Annotated in this window: 27 protein-coding genes and 2 tRNA genes; 14 read left to right on the top strand and 15 right to left on the bottom strand. The window is 46.7% G+C overall.

What is annotated here, in order from left to right; translation table 11 throughout:
* Positions 1 to 48 precede the first annotated feature (48 nt).
* The 5 genes from TM074_RS01510 to TM074_RS01490 all read left to right on the top strand — a co-directional run bounded on the left by TM074_RS01510 (position 49) and on the right by TM074_RS01490 (position 3050).
* Positions 49 to 201 (top strand): hypothetical protein, encoded by a 153-nt coding sequence (locus tag TM074_RS01510; RefSeq protein ID WP_010165076.1) that lies wholly within the window; start codon positions 49 to 51, stop codon positions 199 to 201.
* Between the two features lie 128 nt (positions 202 to 329).
* A tRNA-OTHER gene (locus tag TM074_RS01505) sits at positions 330 to 399 on the top strand.
* A 175-nt stretch (positions 400 to 574) separates the two neighbouring features.
* Positions 575 to 1651 (top strand): tRNA dihydrouridine synthase, encoded by a 1077-nt coding sequence (locus tag TM074_RS01500; protein WP_369000626.1) that lies wholly within the window; start codon positions 575 to 577, stop codon positions 1649 to 1651.
* A 1-nt stretch (position 1652) separates the two neighbouring features.
* A complete protein-coding gene (locus tag TM074_RS01495; protein WP_369000625.1) occupies positions 1653 to 2132 on the top strand; it encodes a hypothetical protein in 480 nt (159 codons plus the stop codon).
* Between the two features lie 75 nt (positions 2133 to 2207).
* Entirely contained in the window at positions 2208 to 3050 is an 843-nt protein-coding gene (locus TM074_RS01490; protein WP_369000624.1) for a hypothetical protein, read from the top strand.
* Here TM074_RS01490 and atpC read toward each other — a convergent pair.
* The 9 genes from atpC to TM074_RS01445 are packed head-to-tail and all read right to left on the bottom strand — an operon-like array spanning position 3047 to position 9638.
* Positions 3047 to 3472, bottom strand: coding sequence for an ATP synthase F1 subunit epsilon (gene atpC, locus TM074_RS01485; protein ID WP_369000623.1), 426 nt, complete (start codon positions 3470 to 3472; stop codon positions 3047 to 3049). The genes TM074_RS01490 and atpC overlap by 4 nt on opposite strands.
* 2 nt (positions 3473 to 3474) lie before the next feature.
* Entirely contained in the window at positions 3475 to 4908 is a 1434-nt protein-coding gene (gene atpD / locus TM074_RS01480; protein ID WP_369000622.1) for a F0F1 ATP synthase subunit beta, read from the bottom strand.
* A gap of 14 nt (positions 4909 to 4922) precedes the next feature.
* Complete coding sequence (gene atpG / locus TM074_RS01475) at positions 4923 to 5804, bottom strand: ATP synthase F1 subunit gamma (protein WP_369000621.1); 882 nt, start codon at positions 5802 to 5804, stop codon at positions 4923 to 4925.
* Between the two features lie 3 nt (positions 5805 to 5807).
* A complete protein-coding gene (gene atpA / locus TM074_RS01470; RefSeq protein WP_369000620.1) occupies positions 5808 to 7334 on the bottom strand; it encodes a F0F1 ATP synthase subunit alpha in 1527 nt (508 codons plus the stop codon).
* 8 nt (positions 7335 to 7342) lie between these two features.
* Positions 7343 to 7741, bottom strand: a complete 399-nt coding sequence (locus TM074_RS01465; protein WP_369000619.1) for a F0F1 ATP synthase subunit delta — start codon at positions 7739 to 7741, stop codon at positions 7343 to 7345.
* A complete protein-coding gene (gene atpF, locus TM074_RS01460; RefSeq protein ID WP_369000618.1) occupies positions 7742 to 8284 on the bottom strand; it encodes a F0F1 ATP synthase subunit B in 543 nt (180 codons plus the stop codon).
* Between the two features lie 15 nt (positions 8285 to 8299).
* On the bottom strand, positions 8300 to 8512 hold the full coding sequence (locus tag TM074_RS01455) for a H+-transporting ATPase (protein ID WP_039327198.1): 213 nt from the start codon (positions 8510 to 8512) through the stop codon (positions 8300 to 8302).
* Positions 8513 to 8547: 35 nt separating this feature from the next.
* Entirely contained in the window at positions 8548 to 9384 is an 837-nt protein-coding gene (gene atpB, locus TM074_RS01450) for a F0F1 ATP synthase subunit A (protein ID WP_369000617.1), read from the bottom strand.
* Complete coding sequence (locus tag TM074_RS01445) at positions 9381 to 9638, bottom strand: AtpZ/AtpI family protein (RefSeq protein ID WP_369000616.1); 258 nt, start codon at positions 9636 to 9638, stop codon at positions 9381 to 9383. Before TM074_RS01445 ends, atpB begins: the two co-directional genes overlap by 4 nt.
* Positions 9639 to 9680: 42 nt before the next feature.
* Between TM074_RS01445 and TM074_RS01440 the strand changes: the two genes are divergently transcribed.
* Together TM074_RS01440 and TM074_RS01435 are read left to right on the top strand one after the other, a co-directional pair.
* Positions 9681 to 9902 (top strand): hypothetical protein, encoded by a 222-nt coding sequence (locus TM074_RS01440; RefSeq protein ID WP_369000615.1) that lies wholly within the window; start codon positions 9681 to 9683, stop codon positions 9900 to 9902.
* A 51-nt stretch (positions 9903 to 9953) separates the two neighbouring features.
* On the top strand, positions 9954 to 10241 hold the full coding sequence (locus TM074_RS01435) for a glutaredoxin domain-containing protein (protein ID WP_039327189.1): 288 nt from the start codon (positions 9954 to 9956) through the stop codon (positions 10239 to 10241).
* Between the two features lie 47 nt (positions 10242 to 10288).
* On the opposite strand, the gene TM074_RS01430 is transcribed toward TM074_RS01435, so the two are convergent.
* Positions 10289 to 12160, bottom strand: coding sequence for an ATP-binding cassette domain-containing protein (locus tag TM074_RS01430; RefSeq protein ID WP_369000614.1), 1872 nt, complete (start codon positions 12158 to 12160; stop codon positions 10289 to 10291).
* A 33-nt stretch (positions 12161 to 12193) separates the two neighbouring features.
* Positions 12194 to 13360, bottom strand: a complete 1167-nt coding sequence (locus TM074_RS01425; protein WP_369000613.1) for a hypothetical protein — start codon at positions 13358 to 13360, stop codon at positions 12194 to 12196.
* 121 nt (positions 13361 to 13481) lie between these two features.
* Between TM074_RS01425 and smpB the strand changes: the two genes are divergently transcribed.
* Positions 13482 to 13958 (top strand): SsrA-binding protein SmpB, encoded by a 477-nt coding sequence (smpB, locus tag TM074_RS01420; RefSeq protein WP_369000612.1) that lies wholly within the window; start codon positions 13482 to 13484, stop codon positions 13956 to 13958.
* A 5-nt stretch (positions 13959 to 13963) separates the two neighbouring features.
* On the opposite strand, the gene TM074_RS01415 is transcribed toward smpB, so the two are convergent.
* Together TM074_RS01415 and TM074_RS01410 are read right to left on the bottom strand one after the other, a co-directional pair.
* Positions 13964 to 15223, bottom strand: coding sequence for a glycosyltransferase (locus tag TM074_RS01415; RefSeq protein WP_369000611.1), 1260 nt, complete (start codon positions 15221 to 15223; stop codon positions 13964 to 13966).
* Positions 15224 to 15245: 22 nt separating this feature from the next.
* Positions 15246 to 16070: an alpha/beta fold hydrolase gene (locus tag TM074_RS01410; protein ID WP_369000610.1), complete on the bottom strand. Its 825-nt coding sequence runs from the start codon at positions 16068 to 16070 to the stop codon at positions 15246 to 15248.
* Positions 16071 to 16090: 20 nt separating this feature from the next.
* Here TM074_RS01410 and TM074_RS01405 point away from each other — a divergent pair, with 20 nt between their 5' ends.
* From TM074_RS01405 to TM074_RS01395, 3 genes are read left to right on the top strand one after another with little or no spacing between them, the layout of a single operon-like run.
* Positions 16091 to 17344 (top strand): glycosyltransferase, encoded by a 1254-nt coding sequence (locus TM074_RS01405; RefSeq protein ID WP_369000609.1) that lies wholly within the window; start codon positions 16091 to 16093, stop codon positions 17342 to 17344.
* Between the two features lie 59 nt (positions 17345 to 17403).
* Positions 17404 to 18204, top strand: a complete 801-nt coding sequence (locus TM074_RS01400) for an exodeoxyribonuclease III (RefSeq protein ID WP_369000608.1) — start codon at positions 17404 to 17406, stop codon at positions 18202 to 18204.
* A gap of 6 nt (positions 18205 to 18210) precedes the next feature.
* A complete protein-coding gene (locus TM074_RS01395; RefSeq protein ID WP_369000607.1) occupies positions 18211 to 18996 on the top strand; it encodes a hypothetical protein in 786 nt (261 codons plus the stop codon).
* A gap of 337 nt (positions 18997 to 19333) precedes the next feature.
* Here the strand turns inward: TM074_RS01395 and TM074_RS01390 are convergent.
* Positions 19334 to 19420: transfer RNA gene (locus TM074_RS01390), tRNA-Leu, on the bottom strand.
* A gap of 103 nt (positions 19421 to 19523) precedes the next feature.
* Here TM074_RS01390 and TM074_RS01385 point away from each other — a divergent pair.
* Complete coding sequence (locus TM074_RS01385) at positions 19524 to 20879, top strand: sortase (RefSeq protein ID WP_369000606.1); 1356 nt, start codon at positions 19524 to 19526, stop codon at positions 20877 to 20879.
* 8 nt (positions 20880 to 20887) lie between these two features.
* Here the strand turns inward: TM074_RS01385 and TM074_RS01380 are convergent, their stop codons facing one another.
* Positions 20888 to 22384 carry a PEGA domain-containing protein gene (locus tag TM074_RS01380; RefSeq protein WP_369000605.1) on the bottom strand — a complete coding sequence of 499 codons (1497 nt, stop codon included), beginning with the start codon at positions 22382 to 22384 and terminating at the stop codon, positions 20888 to 20890.
* 88 nt (positions 22385 to 22472) lie between these two features.
* Here TM074_RS01380 and TM074_RS01375 point away from each other — a divergent pair, with 88 nt between their 5' ends.
* Positions 22473 to 23489: a DUF4367 domain-containing protein gene (locus TM074_RS01375; protein ID WP_369000604.1), complete on the top strand. Its 1017-nt coding sequence runs from the start codon at positions 22473 to 22475 to the stop codon at positions 23487 to 23489.
* Between the two features lie 29 nt (positions 23490 to 23518).
* Entirely contained in the window at positions 23519 to 24961 is a 1443-nt protein-coding gene (gene gltX / locus TM074_RS01370; RefSeq protein WP_369000603.1) for a glutamate--tRNA ligase, read from the top strand.
* The last annotated feature ends 38 nt before the right edge of the window (positions 24962 to 24999 follow it).

Here is a 24999-nt window from a genome sequence, read left to right as displayed (position 1 = left end):
CAGGAGCATAGTCATAGGGTCGGCTCTTTTCTTCGCGGAAGGAGCGTCATGGCTTACACAGACGCAGACCACCAGGCCGCCCTTCAGGCAGCCCGTGAAAACAAGGCTGACAAGTATCAGCTAGAAAAGCTGAAGGAGGCAGCTAGCCAAGCTGGCTCCAGAGGCGAGGAGGCTCGAAGGGCTCTCCAGGGCAAGAAGTAAAACTTGCTCTTACCAAATTGACGGTTATAGATGATCTATCTATGAAAAAGTCGGGTTAATACCGACAAAAGGGCGTCCGTCTGCCCCTGGTCTGATTTCACCAGTCGGTAATCCGGAAAAGAATCAAAGGGCGTGTGGACCGGAGCCCCTCTATCTCATAAGAGAAAGAGGATGAGGGTTCGATTCCCTCCATGCCCGCCGGGAAGCAAGACAAAGGCGTTTTGCTTCCCCCCCCCATTCTTGGGCTCGCGAGATTCACTCGTAGAGTCATCCTCAACACAAAGGACGATTCCGAACAGAACCGCTTGAGCCCGCCACACCCCATCTCAATGACGAGATGGGGTTTTCTCCTTTTTGTGATAAAATAACAGAGATGACATCATTTTGGAATGATTTACCGCAGCCATTTTTTATCTTGGCGCCCATGGAAGCCGTCACTGACGTAGTGTTTCGCCATGTCGTGAAAAGGGCAGGCGCACCCGACGTGTTTTTCACCGAGTTTACCAACGCCACCGGCTGGGTACACGCTGGCGATAAGGCCATCGCTGGGCGACTAATTAAAACCGACGACGAGCATCCGCTGGTCGCCCAAATCTGGGGCGGCGAGCCAGGTGATATGGAACAATTTGCTGCCCATTGCGCCAAGCTCGACTTTGACGGCATCGACATCAACATGGGTTGTCCCGCCAAATCCGCCATCAAATCTGGTGGCGCGGCACTGATCCGCCACCCCGACGTAGCGGTCGCCGCCATCGCCGCCGCCAAAACTGCTGGATTACCAGTCAGTGTCAAAACCAGGCTGGGTTATACGTATGTTGACGAATGGCGAGAATGGCTAACGACTATCTTGCAGCAAGATATTGTTAATCTGACCATCCACCTGCGTACCAAAAAGGAGATGAGCAAAGTCCCGGCACATTACGAACTCACCGACGACATTATCAAACTACGTGACGAAATCGCCCCACAAACTCTCTTGACTATCAACGGCGATATCCGCAACCGAGCCCACGGCGAAGAACTATTTGCAACCCACCCAGGCCTCAACGGCCTGATGATCGGGCGGGGAGTATTTAGCGATCCGTTTTGCTTTCGAGCGTCTCGAGTGGTACCTCAGAAAAAATTTGGGCAACTTTACGTGGGCCCAGAATTATTTTCTGACGGTACCCGAGAGACAAACAGAAAGAGTACTCCAACCGAGGAAACGAAAATCCCCATCACCAATCATAAACAAGAACTAATTAAACTCCTCAACTACCATCTCGACCTATTCGACCACTACCAACCAACCCTCGGTCGCCCATACGAAACCCTCAAACGCTTCTTCAAAATCTACGTCCGCGACTTCGACGGCGCCAAAGAGCTGCGCGACCAGCTGATGCACACCAAGACGACCGACGAGGTGCGATCAATACTTGCACACAACGATCGTCCACATTATACTTATTGACATGACAACAAAAAAACAAAAACTACAAAAACAACAGGCCATAGACACATGGATCGTCATAGCATTATGGGTAAGTGCTATCTGGTTCTCGCTCGCACGCGGATTCATTACTGGCATCGGCGGTTGGGTACTAGCACTACTTGGCCCGTGGGCGCTTATCGTTAGCTGTATCTGTCTTGCAATCATCTCCCGACAAATGAAAAAACGCCATGCATCAAAAGACCATCTCACCACAATAGTACGTGTTTCCTTTATCGTCATGTCAATCTCATTATTTATCTGCGGTCTTGCAATGCCTGATTTTAGCGACATAGAGACCTTTTCAACCTTATCCGTGTATACAAATAACGCTATTTCATTTGAAACATCAAAAACTATCGCCATTATCTCAGGGTTTGTAGTGGTTCTGTCTCTATTCGTGGCTGTTACTTTTGGTATCGCTGAAGATAGAGAAGAGACGACGGAAGACGTCGCTATTTAGGTTAGTATTAATTAGAGTCTTAGTACTATACGCAAATTGATTGAAAAAATATGATTATTATGATATAATTACAATATGGAAAAGTTTTTGGTATCTACCATAAATCCAGACGTCGCAGAACTATCTAGTATTATGTATCGTCTTGATAGCTTACCGATGGGGCATATAGCTCTGTGTTCACACAAAACAGACTCAACGATAGCGTCTCTTCCTACGGCTGTGACCACAAAGGAAAATGACACATACAGAACAGGGCGCGAAGACAGCATGCATGATGTACGTTTTGCAGATATGTGTATCAGTGGTAATACCTTATTGTCACGCCTCCCAGTAGCCCTTAAGCCTTATCCTGAAAAATTTTCTATACTAGCAGGTAGAGATTACGCAACAAGCTTAAGGCTAAATAAATTGAGCGAGGATAGACAAATAACCTTTGCATATACTGGATTTATGCGAGACAATCAAGGAGTATTACATACAATTACCCGTTTTGAAGAGGGAGTTACAAGCTGTGACAACCTTATATTTAATCACGAGAGAACAACACAAGAGGTCTATCTGGCGCTTGCAATAGCAGCAGAAAGTTTATTATTCTTACATGGCGAAGCGGGTATGACTCATGGCGATTTCCTACCACGAAACACAGCCTATGATCCAAGTCTACAATTTAGGATAATCGACACGACAACAGCAAGGGAGTCTACAGATCCTGACGATTATCTTGATGACATACAAAGATATATAGCAGGTCTACGTGATACAAATGTTCACGAAAAATTCTCTATATCAAATGAAGCTATAAATGGAATATTCCTCGATACATATCAAAAAACAGCAAGAAGAACACTACCAACCGAAATACGAAATATTATACTCGGTAAAGTAAGTCAACTGATGATTGCTCTCGACAAAGTTTAACGTCGTCGCTTGCGCCGATGAAGATCCGCCACCTTCAACCGCACCATATGACGGTCAATGAGCTGTTTGGCTTTTTCGCGCTCGACTTGGTCGCCGGCTTCGTCGCGAGCTTTGATAGCGCGCTCCAGTGCCGCCTGCGTCTCCGCCTCGATAATGTCGTCGCCGTGGTCGGCCTCGTCCACTAGGATTTGCACCGATGAATAATCAATCTTCACCACGCCGCCGGAGATCGCGAAATACTCTAGTTGGCTATCAAGATCTTCTTTATGGCGGCGCACAGTAATGACGCCGTCCCGCGCAATCGTCACTAGCGGCTCATGACTCGGGAAAACGGATATTTCGCCGTCAATGGTTGGGATTGACAGCGAATAAACCTCTTCGTCAACCTTCGTGCCAACAAGTGTAACTAATGACAATTTCATGGCTATTTGGCTTTCTTTTCAGAATGTTTTTTAGACTTAGCAGTTTCCGACTCTGCGTCACGGGCAACTTGATCGCTCAATGTGCCTTGTACCATGTAGAACCAGCTTTCCGGTTTATCGTCATATTTACCAGCCAAGATGTCGGCAGCATCGCGAATGGTGTCTTCCAACTTGACGTACACACCCGGGTTGCCAGTAAATTTCTCAGCCACGTGGAAGGGCTGCGCCAGGAAGCGCTGAATGCGGCGAGCCCGGGCGACGATTTGCTTCTGGTCATCCGACAATTCTTCCATACCGAGGATGGCGATGATGTCCTGCAATTCTTTATACTGCTGCAGCACTCGCTGCACTTCGCGCGCCACACGGTAGTGCTCCTCGCCAACGATTTCTGGGTCGAGCGAATTAGAGCTGGAATCCAACACGTCAACGGCAGGGTAAATACCAATTTCCGTCAAGGCACGGTTCATCACGATAGTCGCGTCCAGGTGAGCGAAGGTCGTTGCTGGCGCTGGATCGGTCAAGTCGTCAGCTGGCACATACACCGCCTGAACAGAGGTAATCGAACCCTTTTTGGTTGAGGTAATGCGCTCCTGGAGAGCACCCATTTCTTGCTGTAAGTTTGGCTGATAGCCCACAGCGCTTGGCAAACGGCCCAGCAGTGCCGACACCTCAGCACCAGCCTGGGTGTAGCGGTAAATATTGTCGATAAATAACAGCACGTCTTTACCTTCGTCACGGAAGGCTTCGGCCATCGCCAAACCCGACAGCGCCACGCGCAGACGTGCTCCAGGTGGCTCATTCATCTGACCAAACACCAGCGAGGTCTTGTCCAGCACGCCAGCTTCTTCCATCTCGTAGTACAAGTCATTTCCTTCGCGAGTACGCTCACCAACGCCAGCAAAGACCGAGTTACCAGAGTGAAACTTAGCGATGTTATTGATCAGCTCGGTGATCAGGACGGTTTTACCGACACCAGCACCGGCGAACAGACCGGCTTTACCACCTTTGGCCAGCGGGGCGATCAGGTCGACAACCTTGATACCAGTTTCCAAAATCTCCGTCTTGTTTGACTGCTCGCTCAAATCCGGAGCAGGGCGGTGAATTGGTGCGGTTTTACCCTTTGGCTGCGGCTTCTCGTCAATCGCTTCACCAACCACGTTAAACATGCGTCCCTGAGTCTCAGCACCCACTGGCACGGAAATCGGCGCACCAGTCGCCACCACTTCCGCACCACGAGCCAAGCCGTCAGTCGACGACAGGGCGATCGTTCGCACCGTGTGCTCGTCGAGGTGCTGCGCTACTTCCAATACCAACGTCTCTTTGCCATTTTTAACATGCAACGCGTCATAAATCGCCGGCAACTTAACATCGCGCGGAAATTCCACATCGACCACCACGCCAACGATTTGAATAATTTTTCCTAAATCTTTTGCCATCTTGTTCTCCTTTATCATTGTTCCATCGCCTCCACACCGCCAGAAATCTCTGCCAATTCCTGGGTAATCGCACCCTGGCGGACTTTGTTCATCGCCAGCGTCAGATCGTCCACCAGGTCAGATGCATTATCCGTCGCATTTTTCATAGCCATCATCCGCATAGAATGTTCACTAGCACGAGCGTCCAGCAGCCCCTGTAATAATCGCGCACCCGTTAAACGATTCGCCACAGCGTCCAGTACCTCTGGAATGCTCGGCTCGTACTTGGCATCGGAAACTGTGTTAGAAACTTCACTCGGATCAATCAGCGTCTTCGTGCCAGCTGGCAACAAGCGCGATAATTCCGCCGTCTGCACCATGCTATTGACAAATCGCGTGTACACCAGTGTTACTGCGTCAACTTCACCATTCTCAAACATGCTAGTCGCGGTGTTTAAAATGGTGTGAAAAGTGAGTCCCGACGGCTGATCCGGTAAATCGTCATAGTTACCGATAATCTTCGTATCCTTCAAGCGCGAGGCAAACTGTGAAGCCCGACGCCCAATTGTCAAGGTCAGATTCTCAATACCGCGTTCGTCATCACGCTTCAGCAGCTCCAGATATTTCTTCAAGACATTGGTGTTATACGCACCAGCCAGGCCTTTATCACTGGCAATGACGATGATCAAGCGTTTGGTGATTTTGCGGCGCTTGAACAGCGGGTGATTATCCGTCGCACCTTGGCTGGCTAGGTAACTCAGCAATTCCTCCGCCGCCACGGTGTAGGGGGCCGAGGCCTTGTCCGCCTCTTGAGCACGGCGCATTTTGCTGGCGGCCACCAGCTGCATCGCCTTGGTAATCTGCTTGGTCGAGTCCACCGAGCGAATGCGATTTTTCAGCGCACGAGTACTCGGCATGGATTACTCCTCAAAGCCTTTCGCCGCTGCCTGCGTTGCCTCGTCAATCAGCTTCATTTGCTCGTCGGTTGGCTTGGCGCCCTTGTTTAGTTCACGCATTGCGTCTTTGTTATTTTTCCAAAGTTGTGTCAGCAGGGCTGCTTGTGCTTCCTTGATCTTAGCAACTGGCACATTGTCAAAGGCACCGCTGGTCACCGCATGGATGCTGACAAATTGCTCCCAAACACTCATCGGCTGGTACTGCGGTTGTTTCAAGAGTTCAGTCAAGCGCTGACCGCGGTCAATTTGCGCCTTGGTCGCATCATCCAGATCCGAGCCAAACTGGGCAAATGACGCCAATTCGCGGAACTGTGAAAGACCGAGCTTTAGGTTACCACCAACTGATTTAACCGCCTTGGTCTGAGCGGCGCCACCGACGCGGGAAACTGATAGACCAGCAGAGATAGCTGGGCGAATACCTTGGTAGAACAAGTCAGTCTCCAGGAAAATCTGACCGTCGGTGATAGAAATCACGTTGGTCGGGATGTACGCCGAGATGTCACCGGCCTGCGTCTCGATGATCGGCAGAGCAGTCAGTGAACCAGCACCTAATTCATCTGACAACTTCGCTGAACGCTCCAGTAGGCGAGAGTGCAGATAGAACACATCACCAGGGTACGCCTCGCGTCCTGGTGGACGACGGAGCAAGAGCGACATCTGGCGGTACGCTACCGCATGCTTGGTCAAATCGTCATAAATCATCAGCGCGTGGCCGCCATTGTCGCGGAAATATTCACCCATGGCGGTACCAGCATATGGCGCCAGGTAGAGCAGGGAAGCCGCATCCGACGGGCTGGTCGCCACCACGATGGTTTGCTCCATCACGCCTTCTTCTTTCAGGCGGTCAACCAACCGGGCAATCTTTGATAATTTCTGTCCAATCGCCACGTAAACGTTGACCACGCCGGTCTTTTGCCGTGCCTGGTTGATCATAGTGTCAATAGCGATTGCCGTCTTTCCAGTCTGGCGGTCACCGATAATCAGCTCGCGCTGGCCGCGACCGATTGGGAACATAGCGTCAATTGACATGATACCGGTCATCAATGGCTCATGCACCGACTTACGGCCCATCACGCCGATAGCTGGGCGTTCAATCAGCCCACGTTTCTTGGTCTTGATAGCCGGTCCGCCATCCAGCGGCCGACCAAGCGGGTCAACCACCCGGCCAAGCAGCTCCTCGCCAACTGGCACGTCCAGCACCGCACCCTTGCGGCGGACGCTAGCGCCAGCCTTGACTTTTTCTTCGCCGCCGAGGATCACCGCACCGATTTCATCTTCCATTAAGTTCAGTGCAAAGGCTTCCACTGTGCCGCCATCAGTCTCAATTTCTAGCACTTCGCTGTAGCCAGCTTTACTGAGGCCGTGCACCCACGCCACGCCGTCGCCGACGCGGATGACCACACCAGCGTCCGCTAGTCCTTCCGTCGCCTCCAGCTGCGCGATTTTTTCCCGCAGGCTTTTGGCTAGTTCTGTCACATCAATCTTGCTCATTTTTCCTCCTAGATTTTCTTCGCCCGCAAGTCGTTTAGTTTCTTAGCAATCGTCGCGTCCAGCGTTGCGGTCGGCGTTCGTAGCTTGAAGCCACCAATTAGCGTTGGGTCAATTGATTCCTTCAGCGTCACCTTCGACTTATTGCTCTTGGTGTCCACTGCAGACATCAGATATTTTTCTATCTCCCGCTTTGTATCAACATCAAGCTTTCTTGCGCTTTCAATTGACGCCACAATTTCACCATGCCCAGCCAATTCTGCTTCGACATCCCTCACCAATAGCTCAATCTCACGCTGGCGTTTTTCATAAACCAACAAACTAGCAATTTCTTCCATAATCGTATCATTGCCAGCAATAATCTGCTCAGCTGCGTATTTTGCCAACTCTCGCCTGGACACCAATCGCATCTATTCAGCCTCCTCTAGCGCGGTCGAGATTAGCTTTGCATCCTTTTTAGAATCAATCTTCTCGTTTAAGACCTTACCAGCCGCCTCAGCTACCAATTCCAGAGTTGAATTATGCAATTCTTTCTTAGCGTTTTTAACTTCCTGAGCAATTGTATTATGAGCTTCTTTAATCAAGGCCTCCGACTTGGCGGTGGCTTTTTCAGCCGCTTCCTCAACAACCTCAGCTGCTTCTTCTCGGGCTGACGCGACAATATTACTAGCTTCAACTCGGGCTTTTCGCACCATCTCGGCAGTCATCTCTTCGGCTCTATCAGCATTTTCTTTGGCTGATTTCGCCGCCGCGTCAGCAGCCTTAAGGTCTTTCTCGCGCTTAACAAGCATCTCCATCATTGGCGGATAGACAAACTTACGCAGCACGAAAAGCAAAATTAGAAACGCTACTGTCTGAAGTGCTAAGAGTGTCCAATCAATCCCTAACGAGCTCAGCAAATCAGCTTTCTCTGACGCGCCAGAATTGGCAAATTGTGTTAATATTCTCTCCACAATTTACTCCGAAAACTACATAACTTTGCCGACGATTGCTGCAACAAAACCAATAATAGCAATCGCGTCGATGAACGAAATACCCAAAATCATCATTGTGCGTAGGTCGTTGATTTTTTCTGGGTTACGACCAGCGGCGTTCATAGCAGCTGCGCCAACGATTGCAGCGCCGATTGCTGCAAATGCAGCTGGGATTGCGTAGGTAAGTGCAAATGATAATGCTTCCATTTTTAATATTCTCCTTTAATTAATTGTTAACTAATTTAATCACTTTCTGCCGCCACTAATTTCTTAGCTTCAACAGAGGAGTGAACATCATCAAGCGGCTCGTGTGAATCGTGGTGAGCCAGCCCCAGGGAAATAAACACCGTTGACAACATAAAGAAAATGTATGCCTGAATGCCGCCGATAAATAACTCGAAGAAATAGAAAGGCTGCAGTGCGGCTGGTGACATAAATTGCGTCATATAAGCAATGATAGCCAAGAGAATTTCGCCAGCCAAAACGTTACCAAACAGACGGAAACTCAGACCTAGCATTCGCGAAAACTCTGCCACCAACTCCAAAATACCAACGAACGCCATAATTGGGTCGCGCAGTGGATTAACAAAATATCGTCCCATATTTCCCTTAAAACCTAAGTATTTAAAGGCATAAACTTGCGCGGACACAATTGTCACAATTGCCAGCCCAAACGTCATATTAAGATCCGCCACACCGCCACGGAATAAAGGTGTGTGATGCTCGCCGATGGTAATTGGACCAACAATCGGCAAAAGCCCCAACCAGTACTGCGCAACAATAAAGAAGAACAGGGTAATACACAGCGGCGCCACTTTACGCGCCCACTTCTCGTCGGGGATAACCTGATGAACAGTATTATATAGTCCGTCAAAAGTCCACTGAACCAACATGGTTGCGAAATTATGCTTCTTTTTCCCTAAAACTGCTGCTCGCGTACGGAACATTAGCCACACTAACGCTACCAAACCTAAGATACCGACCAGATGCGAATTAGTTATTGATACGCCAGATATATTAAAAACTTCGTCAACTTTTACCGAAATGTGCGGACCAGCACTTGCTATGTAGTTAATCATTTCTTCGACTCCTGTCGCTTAATCTTAGCAATTTGCAAAAATACCAGAACAGCCGCAACAATCACGCCAATGACAATTCCCATAAGCGTCAACTTAGGCTTTAGTCCAGTTCTATCATCCAGCCACAATCCCAACAAAGTTAAACCAACTGTCGGCAAAAACATCCGCCACGTCGTACTAATCATCGTCTTAGTCAAAAGCGTTGCCGCATTAAAGTCGTCTGTTTTACCAGCAGAAGCATCAGTTTCCTTCATGATTACTTATCACTATATCAATCTGTTATACTATTTTGCAAGATGCCTCGGCGAAATTATCCAAAAAATAGTCAAAAATCACAGAAAACATCATTGATGTCAATTTCTGGACTAACTAATTGTCAGAAAAAACGGCAATTTTCGACAGAAGTAAAGGCGCGCCAAGCCGCGGACACTCAAGAACTAATCAACCCAAATTTATCCATTGATGTATATCGCTGTGAATGGTGCAAAGGTTGGCACTTAACTTCTAAGAATTCCTAATAAGCGTAGCCAATATGCTATAATTGAGATTGTTATTAAACAGGGGAGTATATGAGCGAAGACACGACGAACAACCACCAAGACACAAAAGTTGTTGTATATAGCACCAGCTGGTGTGCGTTTTGCCACACGGAAATGGAATGGCTAAAAAAGTTGGGTATTGATTTTGTTTCTAAGGATATTGAGGCCGATCCTAGCGCTAAGGAAGAATTGCTAAATAAAAACGGCGGCAATTTCCAAGGCGTGCCGGTTACCGACATTAACGGGGAATTAGTACTTGGTTTTGACCGACCAAAGCTGCAAGACTTGCTGCGCAAGAATGGCCTGTTAGCTGATTAGAACACGCATTTGAACGAATAATAGTCCCGCCTGAAGTGGCGGGACTATTATGCTGCGCCGATTTGCACCACCTCGCCGCCGATTTCTTGGCGGAAATAGTTATCGTGGCTGACATAGAGGATGGCACCGGAATACTTCGCCAGTGCCGTCTCTAATTCCTCGATGCTCGGCAGATCAAGGTGGTTGGTCGGCTCATCCAAAATCAATAGTTGCGGGTCATTCGCCAGCATGGCAATAATCTGAAAGCGTGCCTTCTGACCACCCGACAGGCGCGCTAGTGGCGTCATCCGATCGGCTTCAGTGAATAAATAGTCAGCTAATAATTGGCGAATTTTTGTCTCAGAAATCGGCAGGTCGCGACTGAGGTATAATTTCTCAATCGCCGCCTCCAACGGATCCACCAAATACCGCTCATCGATCTCTTGCTCATACACACCCACCCGCACCTGTGGGTCAAGGAAGAGATTACCAGAGTAGAGGACGGGGGTGACGACTACGCCACGCTCCTGCGCTGGAGTACTCTTTTCGCTTGCATCTCCACTGGAGATACTACGCGAGCGTTCGGCTGGAGCACTCGCTATTCGCGAATGCTCCACAGCCTCCAACGCAGGAGGTGCCGCAGTCGACGCGTTGGATGCGAGTGGCATCTCAGAAAAAATCTGGGCTGGCTTTAGCGGGTCCCGGATTATTTTATGAGATGCCCGAGCAGCCGCACCACCGCTTGCCAACAACATCCGAATCAGCGTCGTCTTGCCAGCGCCATTCCGGCCGCGCAGCTCCACCGCCTCGCCCTCACGCAAATCAATATTCACGCCCTCAAACAATATCCGCTCGTCAACCCCAACTGCCGCATCCTCAACTCGCACCAGCACATGCTGACTGCGACTGGCCGCATCCTTCATTGATAGCCGAATATTGCGCGCCTTGAACTTGCCGTAGCGCTCAGCCGACTTATAATCAAGCTGCCCAGCCGACTCCTTGTCAATCCAAAACGTCGGCTTGTCCATCTCTGATAATTCCGCCAGCTCGGCCCGCGCTTCATTTTCCAGCCGCTTGAACTTTTGGATGGTGCCGGGGTTTCGCGACTTTTCCTTTAGCCGCTGATAATCCAACACCTTTTGTCGAAGATTAGTCATCCGCTTCTCAATTTGCTCAAAATTATTCATGCCCGCCGCTGTCGCCTGAGCATTCTGCTTGAGATAGGCGTCATAATTACCACGGTAACTGACTGCTCGGCCATCTTTAAGTTCAATAATCCGGTCCACCCGGCCTAGCACATCGCGGTCGTGCGTGATGATCAACATGGCCTGGCGCGGCTGCGAACTCATCCAGTCGATGAATTGCTGCTTGGCCACGTAATCCATGTGATTAGTCGGCTCGTCAATCAGCGCCAAATGCGCCTCCGAATGCATAATCTTGACGATCTCCACCAGCCGCTTCTGACCACCCGACAGGGAACCAAGCGGCCGCTCGCCACACCCGCTCAGCTGAAAACTATCAAGCTCCCGCCCAATCTTCTCCTCAATCTGATAAAACCCTTTCTGGTCAAATCGCTCCAGCGCCTGCGTGTACTCCTCAATCTTACGCATATTATCGCCCATGGTTTCAGGATATTCATCAATAATTTTCTTTAAGCTCGCATATTCTGGCAGCCCCGCCAAGATGTAGCTCAACACCGTCTGATCACCCAAGCCGTGATGCTCCTGCGCCGTACTGGCCACGGTGATGCCGCGCCGAAAAATCACCTGGCCAGTATAATCAGTGTCCGTGCCTGCCAAGATGCCAAACAGTGTCGACTTGCCGACGCCATTGCGGCCGACCACGCCGACCTTCTCGCCGTCATCCACGCTAAACTTGACGTCGCGCATCAACGTCTTATCGCCAAAACTTTTCTCGGTGATGTGAATGTCGGCTATCATCCGACTTATTATAGCAAAGGTAGGGGAGAAGTATTAGATACTTGCAGATAAGGCTATTCCGCCCAGCCTCCGATATTCATCGTTTTCTACAGACTTAAGTTTATCTAATAAGCTATCCACTTCATCGCTACCCAGCAGCCCCTCTTGACCCCTAATAATGTCTGATAATAAACCGCTAGCATGCCTTACAGTCATATCATTAAGTGCTTGACGAAGATTTCTAATTTCACTATCAACAATCTGCGATGGCGGCTCTTGCAAGGTAAATAGCGGCTCGTCTGATACCGGTACCATCACACCCTTCATTCTCTTAAGCTCATTCTTGATTAGGTCCCTAGACTCCAGAATACTTCTATTCTTTCCCGTATTCCGATTGCCACTAACTATTTCAATACACAGCCTATCCAAACAAACTTCAGTAGCCAACCAAATTTGTCTTTTGGACTCTTCGTTTATCACCGAATCATCAAACCCAGAAAAGCCCATTTTATAAGCAAAAAAATCCAGCATAATAGGGACGCCAGCACCCATCTCGACTCCCACAGAATACTTAATTGCACCGCCTAAAATGAAATTCCGAATTCTTGACGGCAGATTAGCATAATGCAGGGCATCGCGTAGCGTGCCTCTCGTGATATTAATATTTTGACTAGACTGGCTATTGAGAAATTCTTTTTTATTACTCCAGCTGCCATTCTCTAAGCCCCAAACATACAGCTCTACGATAGCCATAGCTTCACGCTCTTTCGGGGGTGCGCTGTGTAGATTATCAGCCCGCTGAACTGAGACAATATCCATGACTGAATCCATTTTTACCACCTTAACCGGCATCTCAGTATCAACAGGAAGTGCGCCTTCGTTGATGAGTTCCTCAACAGCCGCACATCTGGTATGTCCAGCTACCATAAGATAGTAATTGCCATCTAGACGCAGCCTGTCAGTAAAGTCATCAAACTTCGCATCACCGCCCCACGTACGATTAGTAAAGCTGATATACTCCTCCAGTAAAGCAGGAGTAACGCTAGCTACAATTGGCGGATAGAGCAGTCCTTCCCGCAGGATACTGTCCTTCAGGGCGGTCGTTACTCTATTTCTGTCACCACGAATCTGAGATAGTTGTACAATTTTATCAAGAGGAACTTGATCTTGCTCGCCATTAAGTAATAAGCCTTCGCGGCCAGACATTTTTTCTCCACGCATTCATCCAGTATGACAAAAATGACATACTCTTTTCAAGGGTTATATATTGTATTTTTAACATGCTTATGGCATAATATAAATTTCTATCTCTCCAGGTCGTTAAACCTGCTATAATATACCCATGCCAAAGCCAAAAACTAAGAAACCAAACACCCAGGCCGTCATTAACCGACGAGCTCGGTTTGACTATGAGTTGGGCGAAGAAATTGTAGCTGGGCTGGTTTTGACGGGACTAGAGGTACGCGCCGCCAGGGAAGGACATGTTCAGCTGAAGGGCGCTTTCGTAAGTTTAAAAAATAACGAACTACGGCTAAATAACGCCAGCTTTTCGCTACGACTAAACGTCCGCGGCGAGGCAAACACCCGATCGGTCGACACTTCGGCACGAAAATTATTAGTCAGCAAAAAACAACTTGCCCATTTTACAGATGCCAAAAAGCAAGGCATGACTATTGTGCCGACCAAATTATTGACCAATGGAAAATTTATTAAAGTGGTTATTGCTCTAGCTAGAGGTAAAAAAACCTACGACAAACGCGAAACAATTAAACGCCGAGATCAAGATCGCGAAACTAGACGGCAGCTCTCTCGGCGATAAGACTATTAGGTATTTAGTGCCTGGCGTGAGCGTATCAATTCATCATACAGAGCGACCATTTTCTTAGCCATAGTAACCGAGTCAAATTTCTTTGCCACCGACAAAGCACCTTTTGACAGCGCCGCTAGTCGTTCGGGGTCGGCAAACAACTCATTAAATACTTTGGCAAAATCTTCACCTTCGATACCATCCGTCAAAATAGCATTTTTCTTAGTCAGACCCTCTGTCATCTGCTCGTCACAATAAACAATCGGCAATCCAGCGGCCGATGCCTCCAAAAATGTCATTGGCTGATTGTCAAAGTGATACGATGCCAAGGAGAAAACATCTGCTTGCTTTAGTAGAGCCGCCACTTTATCTGCTGGCTGCATGCCAGTGAATATGACTCGATCGACAAGACCAAGCTGCTGAGCACGGTCCTTTAGCTCTTTCTCGTATGGTCCACCACCCGCCAACACTAACTTGATGTGCGGATTTTTAATATACGGCATCGCTTCAATTAAGGCAATCTGCCGCTTCTCTGGACTAAGCCGAGCTACTGAAATAATGAATTTATCGCCAGGCTTCTTCTGAATCGGCGAATCAGCAGCCTTTGCATCACGATATTTAACTGTATTAATTCCGTTTGGAAAATTGTAGCACGGTGCAGTCAATCCACCCTCATCTACCAAAATCTTTTCTAAATGCTTTGATGGCGATATGCAAGCGTCACACTTATTTGCAAAAGCTGCAGTCAGCCGCCAACCTTGACGTGAAATCATATCTTTTAGAGCCTGTCTACTCAGGCCACGGATCTTCTCGTCAGACAATCCTGGCAAAACCGGCTTCGTCCCCAAAACAAACGGTGTCGCTACTGTCAGAGCTATAACACCAGCAATCACCATCAGCGGATAATCGTCTAGCAGCTCGGTATAAAGAGTATGTATCGTCGTTACGTGTGGAATATTTTGCCGTCGAGCCACCGCATGCGCCAATACACCCAACTGAAACTGCGTCTGACTATGAACAACGTCAAACTTATACTTATCAAACTTCTTTGCGAGACCTGGATATAAATTGGCAGTATGACGTTTCTCAAAAATGTAATTTTTCATTGACGAAATGCGAATAATGTTATCGTCCTCGTCGACATACTCACCAACTTTTGGTGCTACGATAAACACCTCGTGGCCCAGAGTTTCCAGGGCTTGCTTATACGCACGAGTAGAAGTCGCTACTCCATGCACTGAAGGTAAATAATCGTCAATAAAAAAGGCTATCCTCATATTAAAATAATATCACACTTACTCACACTTCTGGATATTGCTCTACAGCCTCAAAATGCAAAATATGCCCAGCTTCTGGTACTACAATCAGCTGAGCGTGAGGTATAAGCTGACATATAATCTCAGGAGTTCTCGCAGTTATTATATTATCCTTACCGCCTATGACGATTGATACGTCATAGATATCAGATATCACACCTTGATATGGATTTTGTCTATACAACAAAGTCGTTAGAGTATTTGAATCATCAAGCGTCAACGTTTCTTTTTTATACCGCTCTGACTCAGACAACCATTGCCAAGCGTCTTCTCTTCTCGTTTGTAATGCTGCCGCCACGCGAATCTTCTGAGCCGGTTTTGAGTTGTAGACAGACCAACCAAGCTTATGAGGCAAGTGATTAGATAGACCCTGTAGCACGTCTGCGAGTCTTGACGGATCAGGAGTCGGACAACCCATAATAACCTTCATAGACTCTGACAACAATTCCTTACGCATTAAATGGTAGACAATAGATGAAGAAAAAGAATTGCTAATCAGAACATCAACTGGACGACCAAGGCAGACTAAAGCTCTCATCATCCAATCTGCCATATCGTCATAAGTACGAAAAGGTAACATCTTTGAGCCACCGTGTCCTGGCAAGTCAAACACATAAACAGCATACCCGAGCCCTACATACCGCTCCGCCAGCGGCATCATATCAATCTTTCCGCCAGTAACGCCGTGAAAGATGGCAACTGTCTTACTTGATCTTGTATTACACTGAATCCAGCATATACCATCTTTTGTCTTTTCTTGGCAATTTAATTTCTGATATATCTGCCGCAAGGTTGGAATTTTCGCCATAGTACGATTATACTAAATTCATGGAATCTAATAAACTTTCTGCATCACTAAAAATCGCGCTGGTTCTAGACGACTATTATCCATCATCAAGCGGAGTTAGTAGATCTATTCAATCACAAATCGATGAATTATCCGCGATGGGACACCACGTCACACTGATCGTACCTGAAAAAAATTTCACGCCACCAAAAAACGCCAAGTATATCGCCCTAAAGTCAGTTCAGCCGCCCGGCGCCTTAAAACATACCGCCATTCTCTCGAGTACCGCTCGCATTGCGAAAAGTATCACAAAAAATCATCAATTTGACGTTATTCACAGCCAAACAGACACTGGAGCTCTCATTTTGTCCGCCAGGATTGCTAAGATGCAGCATATCCCTCATGTTCATACATTTCACACCAACATGGCGGGTTCAGTGCCATATTACGCCAAATCAAAGATGCTAGCCGCCACAATAGCTTATCGATTATTAGCATTTAAGCTTCACTTGATACGCCGACAAAAACCGATTAACGTCAGTTCTAAAGATTCTATATTTAGGGAATGTCCTCATTTTGGCAAGTCATACTGGAAATCACAAGCACTTATGGCAAATGCAGTTGACGCAATCGTTACGCCGTCGCAGTATATGCTGAAGTATATACAGGCAGCCTCTCCGAACAAACAGTTTATTAAAAAAAGCATTCCGAATGGTTATAACAAGGGACTGCATAAACTAATCAGCAATACAGCGGTAAAGAAGGACAGAAATACAGTTCGCTTCATCAGTATTGGTAGAATATCCAACGAGAAACGCATCGACACAATGGTGGAAGCCTTCAAGATAGCGAAATTATCAAACGCTGAGCTTGTACTCATTGGTGACGGTAATCAAATGCCGTTAATTAAACAGTTGGCAACCGACACATCCAATATTAAACTGCTTGGACAAGTCCATCGCCTCGATAACATCGCAAAACATCTGAAAAGTTCTGACGTATTTATCCTGACGTCATATCATTTTGACAATCAGCCGATGGTTATACTTGAAGCACTGGCAGCAGAGCTACCAATATTATATTGTGACGACCAGCTGGATGTTGGCGTCGACAAAACAAACAGTATTAGAACATTGCCGTCAGCTTCAGCAATCAGCAAGGGCATGACACTCCTTGCTAGTGATGTCGCACTACGCAATAAGCTATCCCGTGGATCAAAACAAAAATGCGAGCAACTTTCTGCAAAAATAATGACAGAGAAATATATATCACTCTACCGAGAATTGATGGCATAAATTAGAATATTTACGGGGTGAGACTACCCTGATTACAAGAAATTCGCTAAAATGGCTATATGAAATTATTCTCCTGGAACGTAAACGGTATTCGCGCAGTCATCAACAAGGGCGAATTTGCGCAATTCATCAATAAGTACAATCCGGATATTTTATGTCTACAAGAGACCAAGGCCGCACGAGACCAAGTTGAAATCGACCTTCCAGATTATCACGAGCATTTTTATTCTGCCGCTAAAAAAGGCTATTCTGGTACGGCAATTTTCTCAAAAATCCCACCACTGAATTGGCATGATGGATTTCCACAAAATATAATTGAAAGATTCGACCTAACTGATGATAAATATGGCAATCCAGCTGACGAGGGGCGGATTATCGCGGCTGAGTTTGACAGTTTCTGGGTGGTTACTTGCTACACACCAAACTCCAAAGGAGACTTGAGTCGCCTGGGTTTACGCCATGAAAAATGGGATAAGGCAGTATTAGCTTATCTACAGGAATTGGAACTGTCAAAGCCGGTACTATACTGCGGCGACATGAACGTGGCGCATAAAGAAATTGACTTAGCAAATCCCAAACCTAACGTTGGCAAACACGGCTTCACCGACGAAGAGCGCGAGGGCTTCCAAAATTATTTGGACGCTGGCTTTATTGATACATTCCGGGCAGTTTTTCCCGAAAAAACCGGCGCTTATACTTGGTGGACACACTGGGCTAATGCTAGGGCGCGCAATGTCGGTTGGCGGATTGACTATTGGTTGGCATCACGTGAAATTGCAAATCGCGTCACTAATCCACAAATTCACCCCGAACAAATGGGTAGTGATCATTGTCCGGTGAGTATTGAGGTAAATTTGTAAATGGACATGAAATTTTGGCACAGACAAGAACCGGGCAAACCGCTTTTTCCTGATGTTGAGTGGAATAAGCCAGAACGGCGCGATCAAGCAGGGAAGCTGGGGATTATTGGCGGCAATAAATTGGGATTTTTAGCGGTCGCGGAAAGTTATCAAGAAGCTCTTAAAGCCGGTGTCGGCGAAGCTCGCGCATTACTGCCTGATGTATTGAAAAAAAGTGTCCCCACGGTAATGACCGATGTATTATTTGCACCAACTAACCAATCAGGCAGCCTAGCCAACGAAGCACTAAACGAAGCTCTAGCCTTAGAAAAATGGGCGGACGTATTACTGTTGTGCGGCGACGCTGGACGGAATAGTCAAACGGCAATTGTCTACGAAGAATTGATAAAAAAGTCAGAAATCCCAGTAGTATTAACAAGAGATACGATTGACCTGGTCCAGAACAGCTTCCAGGAGATCTTAGATAATCCGCGCGTGGTTTTTGTGGCAAGTCTGGCGCAAGTTCAGAAAATTTTTCGCGCCATTTATTACCCAAAGATGATTACTTTTAGCATTCAGCTGGCGCAACTCGTTGAGACACTTCACAAATTTACCATTACATATCCCGTAACTATTTGTGTTTTTCATGCGGACAATCTAATAATTGCCCACGGCGGAGAAGTCGTCACCCAAAAATGGGACGCTCCAATGGCAATCTGGCGAGGGACCGTTGGCGCACGTGCCGCCAGCTACTTGATTTGGTCGCCAGAAGCGCCACTAGCGGCAATTAGTACCGCTATCTGCAAAATGTAGCCTCGCATAAATATCTATTTGACATTACACACAATTAGTTGTATGATACTACTAAGCTTTCGCTCGTGACTTGTCAAAGGGCGAAAGTAGCCCTTGGTCGCGAGTGAAACATTTCTTAGGGGGGAATCATGGACGCATACATGATGTCTATCATCATCGTAGTGATGATCGTAATACTGCTCTCTGGTCAAAACGACTGAGGGGCTTTAAAGCCCACAGAAAAAAGGAAGTAGCCTGCCTGGAAGGCATAAAGCCTCGGCATAATGCCTTTCTGCGGGCTGTTTTCTTTGCATAAAAAATCGCCCAAAAGTTGGACGATTAAGCCTGAAGCCATCTCTGGTACCGCGGGCCGGACTTGAACCGGCACGAGCTATTGCTCACCAGATTTTGAGTCTAGCGCGTCTACCAATTCCGCCACCGCGGCACAAGAGAACGCTTCAAACTACCGTATGATTGTAGCATAATAAACCCCCGCTCACAAGCACGACTTTTATTTACCGCTGATTTACCGTATAATAAAAGGAGTTATGTATCCGACGGATGATCAATTAAACGGTCGAGTGGGCATGCCGCAATCAGATCAGCGCCGACCCCTTACGCCGCCAGCTCGTGATCCAGCAGCTTCGCAGAGCGCCGCTGCTGATGTTATTCGCGGACAGCTTGACGCTATCTATGCTCGATCAGAAGATTATCAAGCCACTCCCCAGCAGTCACAACCTCAAACGAAACCGAATAGCAATCCAACCAATGAAACTCGGCCTCAATATATTAGCTCGCAGCAGACACCTCAAGCTCAAGCTAATTCCGGCCACGCTATGCGAACAACTCCAATCACCCAAGAGACGCCGACAGACCAACCAGAAAAAAAATCAGACACCGCAATAATCCCAGTCCAGAATAAAACTTCGACTATCCACACCCAAGTTTCAGCCGACCAATGGAAGCAATATCACAGTGCTTGGCAAAAATACTATCAAATGTACTACGAGCGTTATTACGCTGAAAATATTAATGCAAAAAACCGTGAGATATCGAGGCTAAATAGGGAGAATAGGCAGGCAAATTCAGGCGCCGACGAGCCTCTAGACCCACAAAAGGTCGCCATAAAAGAGCTTCGTAGTCAAATTCAACAAAAAGTTCGAGATTCCGCCAAGAAGGTCAAAAAATCTCGCCATTTTATCCCGGCGATTGCTGGCCTGTCAGTGCTACTAATTTTCATGTTTTTACAATATAATCGCATCATTTTTGGAGCAGTAGCCGCCTACACCACACCTGGTGCAATTAATCCTCAGAATATTATTGTTGACGCGTCAACAGATGTTACGGTTAGCTCTGAATCTCGAATCATTATTCCTAAAATCAATGTTGATGCTCCAGTGGTTTATGGGGCTGCTAGCGATACAAAATCTCAGTCAGAAGCCATGAGGCGAGGAGTCGCCCACTTCTCAATTCCTGGGGCCAGCGCTGTGCCAGGCCAGGTAGGCAACGCGGTTTTTGCCGCACACTCCAGTAATGATGCCTTTGCTGCAGGCGACTATAAGTTTGTGTTTGCCCAGAATGAAAAACTAGTCAAGGGTGACGTCATCTACATGAATTACAACAGCAAGCGCTACACTTATAAAATTACCTCCACCGAGGTCGTCATGCCAACTGAAGTCTCAAAGGTCCAATTAAACACAGACAAGCCAATGTTGACGCTAGTTAGCTGCGTGCCTTTAGGTACGGCAGAGAAGCGCTTATTGATTTTCGCTGAACAGATCAGTCCTGACCCAAATAAAGCTACCACAACAACTGAATCCAACACAAGTCAGCCACAGAATAACAAATCTGCTATTCCAGGAAAGCCCGAACCAACACTTATAGAGAGATTATTTGGTAGATAAACTAATTGTTAGTTAAAGAATCCTATTGAGCCATTGTCCATGTTCATTTTGTTCAGGACAAATTTTCCAGACGCGTTAACCGTAATTCCATAGACATAACGCTGATTAGCTGATAAAACCGAATCCATGCCGCTTTTTACATCCAGTAAAGTATGTGCGTTAGTGCCGTCAAATTCACGAATCTCCATCTTTCCGCTAGCCGATACACTACGGATATAAAAATTATCAAGCCACTTCACCTCTTGTGCAACACCAATATTAAACACCCGAGACAACTTTTTACGCTCCAAATCATACGATTGTAACGCTGCACCGTTTTGTGTCACTATAAACCGCCCAGCATTATCCAGGGTCATACTGGTCGTTGCGTTTTCGGTCTTAATATTTTTTGCAGTTTGTAAAAATTCTTTCTGTCGGTCCTTAGAGTCTGATATATTTCCTCTATAAATTGTCATATCCTGACCAACCGCCAAAACTACAGTATCTTTATTAAAGTAACGAGAGATACGAATAATCAGCGCCTTATCTGCGGTGAATTTACCGATAACGAACGGCTCTTTCCAATCCCGCTTCCAAATTCCTGCGACTTTTTTGCCGTCAACAACCGACACATAAGATAGCCGATCGTCACCGTATAACTTAAATGACTCTACGCCAGTTAAAATTGGACTAGAAATCGTCGAGCTGTCCAGATCAACTCGACGAAGCTCACCGCTCTCCTGCAACATATATACCGAGTGAGCGCCAGTTCCTGCGAAACTAATTTGTTTTACACTTAAGCCCGTCATAGTCGTTACGTCGATAATCTTCTCCGGATTCTCTCTGTCAAAAACCAGCCACTGCACGCCCGTGGCATTATTTTCTGCTGAATATGAGTGCTTGACTAAAGCATATCGCGAGTCGCGGTCCCATTCCGCCACCGAAAATACGTGACCGTCAGCAGACAGGGAATAGCCAGCCAAGAGACTTGTACTGAGATTATATTCCGTAAATTTCTCTTTGCCTTTATTGGTGTCTCGGATATCACCGACAGTCATGAACGGAGTTTTGTCCTTTGTACCAAAGCCCATCAAAAAACCACCGTTCGGAGATAAGGAGATGGCCTGCACCGAATCAAAGGTTTTTACCTCCGTAGTGTCGCGTTTTATCGGAATGAGCCTGGCATAATTCAGATTGGTTACGGTGTTAGATTTAATATCTAGAGTCTTCTGCCATGGCTCGTATTCGTTTAACTTCATTGCAAATGTATGCTTTCCTGGAAGCACAGTACTCTTTGTTGAGGTCCTACGCAACTCCATATCATCAACATAGACCAGCGCTCCGCTTGGATGAGATTCGTATTGGACTAGTCCCGTTTGCTGCAATTCTTTTGTATTAGGATTAAATGTATAGCCAAGCATTCTAAAAGTTAAAAATACCAGAAGAGTAATAAGCGATAATGTCATTAACGTGTACACAAAGGCTCGCCTTGCGAGTTCCTTAGTACGATTTCTTTGTCGATACATAATTACGGAAATTATAGCATATTTGCATACTTGAAAAAACCGTAGGCGATTTGTACTATATATACAGGAATAAACATTAGGGGGATTAATGACGAGTAAAAATTATGTAGTTATCAATGGGCGAGCCTACAACACCATAACTGGCATGGTGATGGATGACATTGACGTAAAGAAAACTGAAGTAAAAAAGGTACAGCCAATCAACAGCCGCGGTACCGCAGTATCAAACATCCATGCTAATCACATTCAAAAATCGAGTACTTTAAATCGCCGACACGTTAAGATGCCGCAACGTACAGCACTGGCTGCCAAACCTCAGAAGACCCGCGCTTCCGTGCAGCAACATGTTGCCGTAAAGAAATTTGCTACGCCAACAGTCAGCAAGCCAACCCCAGAGCGAATCGTCGTTAACCGCCCAGCCGAGGCTCATCCGGTCATTCGTCGTGCCCAAAACAGAAATCTTAGCGTTAATGGCAAACTACGAAAAGACCGTCGACCGCTAGCTACCAATAATAATCCATTAGTTGCCCCGAAAAAAATCGAAAAGCCAGCCATAAAAACCGCTAAAGAATTAAAAAATGAAGCTATCGAAAAAGCCTTATCAAATGAAATTACTAGCAATAAAAAAGTTCGACGACGCCAGAAAAAAGGCAGCGCACTACGCTGGTTGAATACCTTTTCTGTTGGTCTTGCGGTAATGCTACTTGGCGGCTATTTGACATATCTAAGTATGCCAAACATTTCCATAAGGATGGCGGCAATTCAGTCAGGAATTGACGCCAAATATCCAGGCTACAAACCAGACGGCTACGCACTAAACGGTCCAATTAAGTTCAAATCAGGCGAAGTTAGCATGCGCTATGCCTACGCTGACGGCAGTTCAGCTTACACCATAACCCAACAAAAAAGTGGCTGGAACTCATCAGCCGTTAAGGAATTCTTCTCCGAAAAGCATAAATCACCAAATACTACGATGATTGACGGATTAACCATTTATAGCGGAGGTAAAGAAGCTGCCTGGGTGAACGGCGGAATTTTATACCAGATCAGCGGCGATGCTAATCTCTCCAACGATCAAATCCAAAAAATCGCAACCAGCCTGTAGCATATCAGTTAACGTGATATAATTTATTCATGACTACTAGAACTCGTTTTGCGCCAAGTCCGACTGGCTATATTCACGTCGGCAATGTTCGTACTGCGCTATACACTTATCTTGTTGCCCGGAAACATCAGGGTGATTTTATCCTACGCATCGAAGACACCGACCAAGCTAGATTTGTCGACGGAGCAGAGGAATTGATTCTAAAAACTCTAAATTGGCTGGGGCTAGATTGGGACGAAGGACCAAGTCTCGATAGCACAGAAGAGGTTGGCAATTTCGGACCATATCATCAAACAAACCGACGGGAAATTTACCTCAAGTGGGCTAAGAAAATGATTGATGAAGGCTTAGCTTACGCCGATCCGTACACACCAGAACAAGTTCAAACCTTCCGCGACCAAGCTAAGACCGAGAAGCGAGCTTTCTTATACCGCGACCATCGGCCAGAAAATCCACCAGAATGGCAGCTGGGTATGCCACTCCGTTTTAAGGTTCCGGAAATTAAGCGATATTCTTGGCAAGACGCCGTCATGGGTGAATTGTCAGCCGGACCAGAGGCGCTTGACGATTTTATCCTAATCAAGGCAGACGGGCTGCCGACATATAACTTTGCTCATATCATTGACGATTTTGAGATGAGAATCACCCATGTTATTCGCGGCTCAGAATATATCGCCAGTACACCCAAATATTTATCTTTGTATGAAGCACTGAAAATCGAGCCGCCAATTCTAGCGCACGTGCCACACATTATGGCGCCGACCGGCAACAAGAAGTTAGGCAAGCGCGATGGCGCGAAAAGTGTCACCGAGTACCAAAAAGAGGGAATATTACCAGAAGCAATGCTGAATTTCTTAGCGCAACTTGGCTGGAATGACGGCACTGAACAAGAGATTTTCAGCAAGGATGAATTGATTGAAAAGTTCTCGCTTGACCGTGTCCAAAAATCAGGCGCGCGCTTTGACGAGCAGCGGCTCATTTGGCTAAACGGCCAATGGATTCGCTCACTCGACTTAGACAACCTTTATAATCGATGCGAAACTTTCTGGGGCGAAGAATCAAACAACGTCGAAGAATCGTATAAAAAACAAGTCTTAAGCCTGGCGCAGGATCGCTTGAAAATACTACAAGATTTACCAAAATTAACCAACTATTTCTTCACCGAGCCTGAAATTAACGAGGAATTAATTACTGGCAATAAGCAACTCCGAAAATTAGCCGAAGAAGAACGGCAGAACCTTTTAAGCGTAGTACGCCAAGAACTCGCCAAAATAACCGACTGGACGCCAGAATCAATCCAAAATTGCCTGAATGAGTTATTAGAAACGACAGGCCAAAAACCCGGTATTCTATTTAGCCTGGTTCGAATTGTGACTACTTGGGCGCAGTTTAGTCCACAGCTGAATGACACACTGGCGCTAATTGGTCAGGAAAAAACTCTGCAAAGAATTGATAATTATCTACAAAAATAGTTTATTCACGCGCCGAAAATGCTATACTAAGCATAAGC

Source organism: Candidatus Nanosynbacter sp. TM7-074, from assembly GCF_041006295.1.
In the GTDB taxonomy this organism is placed as follows: Bacteria; Patescibacteriota; Saccharimonadia; order Saccharimonadales; family Saccharimonadaceae; genus Nanosynbacter.
Note: the sequence above shows the minus strand (reverse complement) of the source record. Positions and strands in the feature narration are given on the sequence as shown.

What these genes read in the sequence shown, in the direction of transcription:
- TM074_RS01455 (WP_039327198.1), bottom strand. Translation starts at nt 8,512, where the DNA reads ATGGAAGCATTATCATTTGCACTTACCTACGCAATCCCAGCTGCATTT.
- TM074_RS01400 (WP_369000608.1), top strand. Translation starts at nt 17,404, where the DNA reads ATGAAATTATTCTCCTGGAACGTAAACGGTATTCGCGCAGTCATCAAC.
- TM074_RS01395 (WP_369000607.1), top strand. Translation starts at nt 18,211, where the DNA reads ATGAAATTTTGGCACAGACAAGAACCGGGCAAACCGCTTTTTCCTGAT.
- TM074_RS01495 (WP_369000625.1), top strand. Translation starts at nt 1,653, where the DNA reads ATGACAACAAAAAAACAAAAACTACAAAAACAACAGGCCATAGACACA.
- TM074_RS01465 (WP_369000619.1), bottom strand. Translation starts at nt 7,741, where the DNA reads ATGCGATTGGTGTCCAGGCGAGAGTTGGCAAAATACGCAGCTGAGCAG.
- atpG (WP_369000621.1), bottom strand. Translation starts at nt 5,804, where the DNA reads ATGCCGAGTACTCGTGCGCTGAAAAATCGCATTCGCTCGGTGGACTCG.
- TM074_RS01500 (WP_369000626.1), top strand. Translation starts at nt 575, where the DNA reads ATGACATCATTTTGGAATGATTTACCGCAGCCATTTTTTATCTTGGCG.
- atpC (WP_369000623.1), bottom strand. Translation starts at nt 3,472, where the DNA reads ATGAAATTGTCATTAGTTACACTTGTTGGCACGAAGGTTGACGAAGAG.
- TM074_RS01490 (WP_369000624.1), top strand. Translation starts at nt 2,208, where the DNA reads ATGGAAAAGTTTTTGGTATCTACCATAAATCCAGACGTCGCAGAACTA.
- TM074_RS01415 (WP_369000611.1), bottom strand. Translation starts at nt 15,223, where the DNA reads ATGAGGATAGCCTTTTTTATTGACGATTATTTACCTTCAGTGCATGGA.
- TM074_RS01375 (WP_369000604.1), top strand. Translation starts at nt 22,473, where the DNA reads ATGACGAGTAAAAATTATGTAGTTATCAATGGGCGAGCCTACAACACC.
- atpB (WP_369000617.1), bottom strand. Translation starts at nt 9,384, where the DNA reads ATGATTAACTACATAGCAAGTGCTGGTCCGCACATTTCGGTAAAAGTT.
- TM074_RS01440 (WP_369000615.1), top strand. Translation starts at nt 9,681, where the DNA reads ATGCCTCGGCGAAATTATCCAAAAAATAGTCAAAAATCACAGAAAACA.
- TM074_RS01435 (WP_039327189.1), top strand. Translation starts at nt 9,954, where the DNA reads ATGAGCGAAGACACGACGAACAACCACCAAGACACAAAAGTTGTTGTA.
- TM074_RS01385 (WP_369000606.1), top strand. Translation starts at nt 19,524, where the DNA reads ATGTATCCGACGGATGATCAATTAAACGGTCGAGTGGGCATGCCGCAA.
- TM074_RS01380 (WP_369000605.1), bottom strand. Translation starts at nt 22,384, where the DNA reads ATGTATCGACAAAGAAATCGTACTAAGGAACTCGCAAGGCGAGCCTTT.
- TM074_RS01445 (WP_369000616.1), bottom strand. Translation starts at nt 9,638, where the DNA reads ATGAAGGAAACTGATGCTTCTGCTGGTAAAACAGACGACTTTAATGCG.
- TM074_RS01425 (WP_369000613.1), bottom strand. Translation starts at nt 13,360, where the DNA reads ATGCGTGGAGAAAAAATGTCTGGCCGCGAAGGCTTATTACTTAATGGC.
- TM074_RS01430 (WP_369000614.1), bottom strand. Translation starts at nt 12,160, where the DNA reads ATGATAGCCGACATTCACATCACCGAGAAAAGTTTTGGCGATAAGACG.
- TM074_RS01405 (WP_369000609.1), top strand. Translation starts at nt 16,091, where the DNA reads ATGGAATCTAATAAACTTTCTGCATCACTAAAAATCGCGCTGGTTCTA.
- gltX (WP_369000603.1), top strand. Translation starts at nt 23,519, where the DNA reads ATGACTACTAGAACTCGTTTTGCGCCAAGTCCGACTGGCTATATTCAC.
- smpB (WP_369000612.1), top strand. Translation starts at nt 13,482, where the DNA reads ATGCCAAAGCCAAAAACTAAGAAACCAAACACCCAGGCCGTCATTAAC.
- atpA (WP_369000620.1), bottom strand. Translation starts at nt 7,334, where the DNA reads ATGAGCAAGATTGATGTGACAGAACTAGCCAAAAGCCTGCGGGAAAAA.
- TM074_RS01410 (WP_369000610.1), bottom strand. Translation starts at nt 16,070, where the DNA reads ATGGCGAAAATTCCAACCTTGCGGCAGATATATCAGAAATTAAATTGC.
- atpD (WP_369000622.1), bottom strand. Translation starts at nt 4,908, where the DNA reads ATGGCAAAAGATTTAGGAAAAATTATTCAAATCGTTGGCGTGGTGGTC.
- TM074_RS01510 (WP_010165076.1), top strand. Translation starts at nt 49, where the DNA reads ATGGCTTACACAGACGCAGACCACCAGGCCGCCCTTCAGGCAGCCCGT.